The following is a 3,943-nucleotide window of genomic DNA, read 5'->3' on the forward strand; positions in this document are numbered from 1 at the left end:
TTTTCTTACACCTTGCCCAACAACTAAAGTATTATTTTTAGCTAAAACTTTAGATGGAATCTTTGTCATTAAGTTTAACTGACTCAATGTAACAATATCATTACCCATAGCGAAATCGTGGAACTTATCTCCGACCACCAATAGGTCTGTTTTTTGTTTTGTTAGCATGTTCATCTGCCTCATTTTTCATTAATTAAATGAAATTTTTTGATAAATTTTTGTATACAAGCCGTCATTACCGCCAGTGATATATCTATCACCTGCTTGTTGAATTATTCTCTGGTAATTTTCATCGGTGAATGATTTTATGTATTCTTCAGGTTCTACCGAAAAAGATGAAACAAACATAACACCAGGTTGAGTACTAAATACTGAGTGATAAGCTTCAAAAGATTCGATCTTGTCCTTATTGCTACGGACAACGTTAAAAATTGTATTTTCCCGCCAGTTACGATATTGCGAGTGAAATTCTGGAACAACTTCTACATGTCGTAACTGGACATATTCAGAGTCAGGAACAGATTTCTCTGACACAATCGGGCTTTCAACATACTTAACCAGTTCACGTTTTACATCACCAGACAATAGTGCCGTAAGGTCAGCAAGAATATCGTTCAGATGATTCTCGTCATACTGAATTTCACTTATCTCAGTGTAGCTATTGAATTCCAGCAATTCCTTATCTTCACCTTGCATCGAAAGATAATAGTTTTTCATTGCGGATGACTGCAATAACCCTGCGAGTTTGGATTCCATCCCTTTCTTTAAAGGGTAGCGAGAAATCATTAGGTAGTTAGATGACATTGTATATTTCCTTTTCAATCAATTGTGGGTTAATCGTTATTTCGATGAAAGGAGCTTACGTTTTTAAAACAATGTTTTGAAATATTTATTTTGTGATAGTATAAAGATATCAGCAGGTTTAAAACTTGAGATAGACCTTACTGAAATGTCGCTTAAACGTGAACACGGATGTTGGAGAAAGTGATGCAGATATTTAGTAAAAGACTTCCTACTATCAGGCAGTTACAGTTTTTCCTTGCTGTGTGTGACGATATGAGTTTCAGACGGGCAGCCGAGCGACTAGGGGTTTCACAACCTCCGCTATCGACGCAAATTCGTAATCTTGAAGAAAATCTGGGAACAGCCCTATTCCTACGCAATACACATCAGGTATCTCTAACAGAAGCCGGTAAACTGTTTGAATTACAGAGTAGAAAGCTCTTGAACACCATGGTTGCTGATTTGGCAGAAATAAAAAAACACAGCACTTATGATCAAGGGTTTCGTGCAGGTACGACTAAAACGTTAGACTTTAATTTAATGCCTAAAATTCAGGACACGCTTGATGGTTTAGCGCATACAAATAAAATCTACAAAGACACCTATACATCTAAACAACTCTTAATGGAAATGCTTAACGGACATCTGGACTTTTCGATTGTTGCAGAAAAACCATACCAAAATGAATTATTGGAATTTAAATTCATCTATAAAGAGATAAACTTGATAACTATTCCAAGTAGTCATCCTGCCAGTCAAAAAGAGTTTATTGATTTAAAAGATGTCAGTGATCTCCCGTTATATTGGTTTAGCCGGCTGGCTAATATTGATTACTTTGATAAATGTGAGAAGATTTTCAATGCGTTACCTTTTAATCTAACCCGAAAACCTGAGCCTGGTGATCCATTACGGATGTTATCAGAAATTGCATTAGGACGTGGAATGGCCTTTATTCCTTATTCTATGTGCATGGTTAGCAGAGCGGGAATTGCCTATAAACGTATGACACCTTATTACGAAGATAAATTCGGTATTAATATTTATCTCTCTTGGCGAAAAGATTTAAAAAAAATTAGCGCGCTGGATGCAATACAAAAAATTCTATCCTTAGAGCCTTAAGCTGTCTTGTTTAATTGTGTAATTTAATCATCTCTCGCGTCTGACGCAATTCGATAGCCACACTCATCTTAGATGATGGCTCTTAATCACATTGGGTAACTGTAGCTGTGTCGAGAAAACATCGTTTTTCGGTTATTACTATCACTTAATCACTCTAAGTTGGTGACAGAGTGACCAAACAGCCAGCTAACCGCTTATTATCTGGATAAAAATGCGTATAATGCTCGGCAGTACACTTCAGCGGCAGTCACTCTGCCAATGGCCGGGTCCCCGTAGTTAAACGGANATAACAAGCCCCTCCTAAGGGCTAGTTACTGGTTCGATTCCAGTCGGGGACACCACTACAGCATTACCTCGCATAACCACGTCACACCAAAAACCCTTTCATAGTAAAGCTCTCAGACAATCGACGTTACCACGCATAACCACAAATAACTGTGAATAAAGTATAAAGTGGGGGTAGTATCAGGGGTATCGAAACAGCCTCTACATAGGATACCCCCGAAATGCCATTATCAGCCAGGCAGGTAGAAACAGCTAAACCACAAGAGAAAGCCTATAAGCTGTCTGACGGTGGAGGTTTATTTTTGTATGTCTCTATCACTGGCGCTAAGTCATGGCGGCTCAAGTACCGCATTAACGGGAAAGAGAAGCTTCTTACTATTGGGTTATTCCCAGCTACAACACTGGCTGATGCACGTCAAAAAAGAGATGAAGCAAAATCGCTACTTGCTGATGGTGTGGATCCATCTCAAGACAAGAAAGCGAAAAAAGTTTCGCAACGCATATCAGCTGAAAATACTTTCGAAGCAATTGCAAAAGAATGGCATTCCTCAAAAAGGAAAGTATGGACGCCAGACTATAGCGATTTGGTTATGTCTATGTTCCTTCGCGATGTGTTTCCTTTCATCGGCCATATGCCAATAAAAGACGTGAAACCTTTAATGCTCTTAGATGTACTTAGGAAAATTGAAGCGCGCGGAGCTATGGAGATGGCGAGAAAAACAAGGAGACGTTGCGGGGAAGTATTCAAATATGCAATTGTCACTGGTCGGGCTGAATATAACCCTGCCCCAGATTTAACCGTGGCAATGACGCCGCCTAGCGGCACCCATTATCCATTTCTTACTGAAGCTGAAGTTCCAGACTTCATTGTTGCACTAAACTCATATTTTGGCAGCGTTATAGCGAAGGCTGCCACTCAGATATTAATGCTCACTGGCTTGCGAACAAAAGAACTACGACATGCTAAATGGATTGATGTTGATTTAGATGCAGGGATCTGGACTATCCCGATTGAAGTGATGAAGAAGCGCAGATTGCATATAGTACCCCTATCTAGCCAGGTAATTAACTTATTCAAGCAACTACAACCAGTAACCGGTCACTTTGAATTGGTATTCCCAGGGCGTAATGATCGCGCCAAGCCAATTAGTGAAAACACAGTACTTGGAGTGATCCGCAGAGTTGGCTATGAGGGTAGAACGTGCGGTCATGGGTTCAGGCACCAAATGAGTTCAATACTCAATGAACATGGCTTCGAAGGTGATTGGGTGGAGAGGCAACTTGCTCATCTGGACAAAAGTAAAATCAGGGGTGTGTATAATCACGCCCAATACATTGATGACCGCAAACGTATGATGCAATGGTATGCGGACTATCTTGATTCTATGATAGCTAAGTAAAAGCAAGTGGCGTTATTTAGCGCCACCTACCTGAATTGGCATCTGCTTGTAACCATTCACATCAATGCTATTATTCCCTAAATTCAATAAGGTCAGAATGAAAATGCAAATAATGCCAGAAGAACAGTATCGGCGCGCAATAAATTATGTGAAAGCAATTGGAATTATTGCTGTTGTTGCTGGGCATTACTACGGCACCCCATTCAACGTTTATACGCCATATGTTTGGCACATGCCGCTATTTTTCTTCCTCGGTGGAATGCTTTTCAATAGCTCAAAACCTGCGAAGAAGGCGATTAGATCTGTGATTAGGAATTATTTCCTGTATTTGATAATCGTATTTGTAATTATTGGGG

At 39.8% G+C, this 3,943-nt stretch carries 4 protein-coding genes and 1 tRNA gene; 4 read left to right on the top strand and 1 reads right to left on the bottom strand.

All coding sequences use genetic code 11. From position 1 onward, the window contains the following. Positions 1 to 189: 189 nt before the first annotated feature. Positions 190 to 804 (bottom strand): hypothetical protein, encoded by a 615-nt coding sequence (locus V2A85_RS22475; RefSeq protein ID WP_420072416.1) that lies wholly within the window; start codon positions 802 to 804, stop codon positions 190 to 192. A gap of 168 nt (positions 805 to 972) precedes the next feature. Here V2A85_RS22475 and V2A85_RS22480 point away from each other — a divergent pair, with 168 nt between their 5' ends. From V2A85_RS22480 to V2A85_RS22495, 4 genes are all read left to right on the top strand, one after another. Next, positions 973 to 1,902, top strand: coding sequence for a LysR family transcriptional regulator (locus tag V2A85_RS22480; protein ID WP_420072417.1), 930 nt, complete (start codon positions 973 to 975; stop codon positions 1,900 to 1,902). A gap of 266 nt (positions 1,903 to 2,168) precedes the next feature. Next, positions 2,169 to 2,243: transfer RNA gene (locus V2A85_RS22485), tRNA-Arg, on the top strand. Positions 2,244 to 2,408: 165 nt separating this feature from the next. Next, positions 2,409 to 3,587 (top strand): tyrosine-type recombinase/integrase, encoded by a 1,179-nt coding sequence (locus tag V2A85_RS22490; protein ID WP_420072418.1) that lies wholly within the window; start codon positions 2,409 to 2,411, stop codon positions 3,585 to 3,587. A gap of 97 nt (positions 3,588 to 3,684) precedes the next feature. Next, positions 3,685 to 3,943, top strand: a 259-nt coding sequence (locus V2A85_RS22495) for an acyltransferase family protein (protein ID WP_420072419.1), incomplete at its 3' end; no start/stop codon positions are given.

It is taken from the genome of Yersinia sp. 1252 StPb PI (assembly GCF_048593885.1).
In the GTDB taxonomy this organism is placed as follows: domain Bacteria; phylum Pseudomonadota; class Gammaproteobacteria; order Enterobacterales; family Enterobacteriaceae; genus Yersinia; species Yersinia enterocolitica_E.

Excerpts from the sequence above, each read along its gene's own strand:
- V2A85_RS22475 (WP_420072416.1), bottom strand. The coding sequence starts at position 804 with ATGTCATCTAACTACCTAATGATTTCTCGCTACCCTTTAAAGAAAGGG.
- V2A85_RS22480 (WP_420072417.1), top strand. The coding sequence starts at position 973 with ATGTTGGAGAAAGTGATGCAGATATTTAGTAAAAGACTTCCTACTATC.
- V2A85_RS22490 (WP_420072418.1), top strand. The coding sequence starts at position 2,409 with ATGCCATTATCAGCCAGGCAGGTAGAAACAGCTAAACCACAAGAGAAA.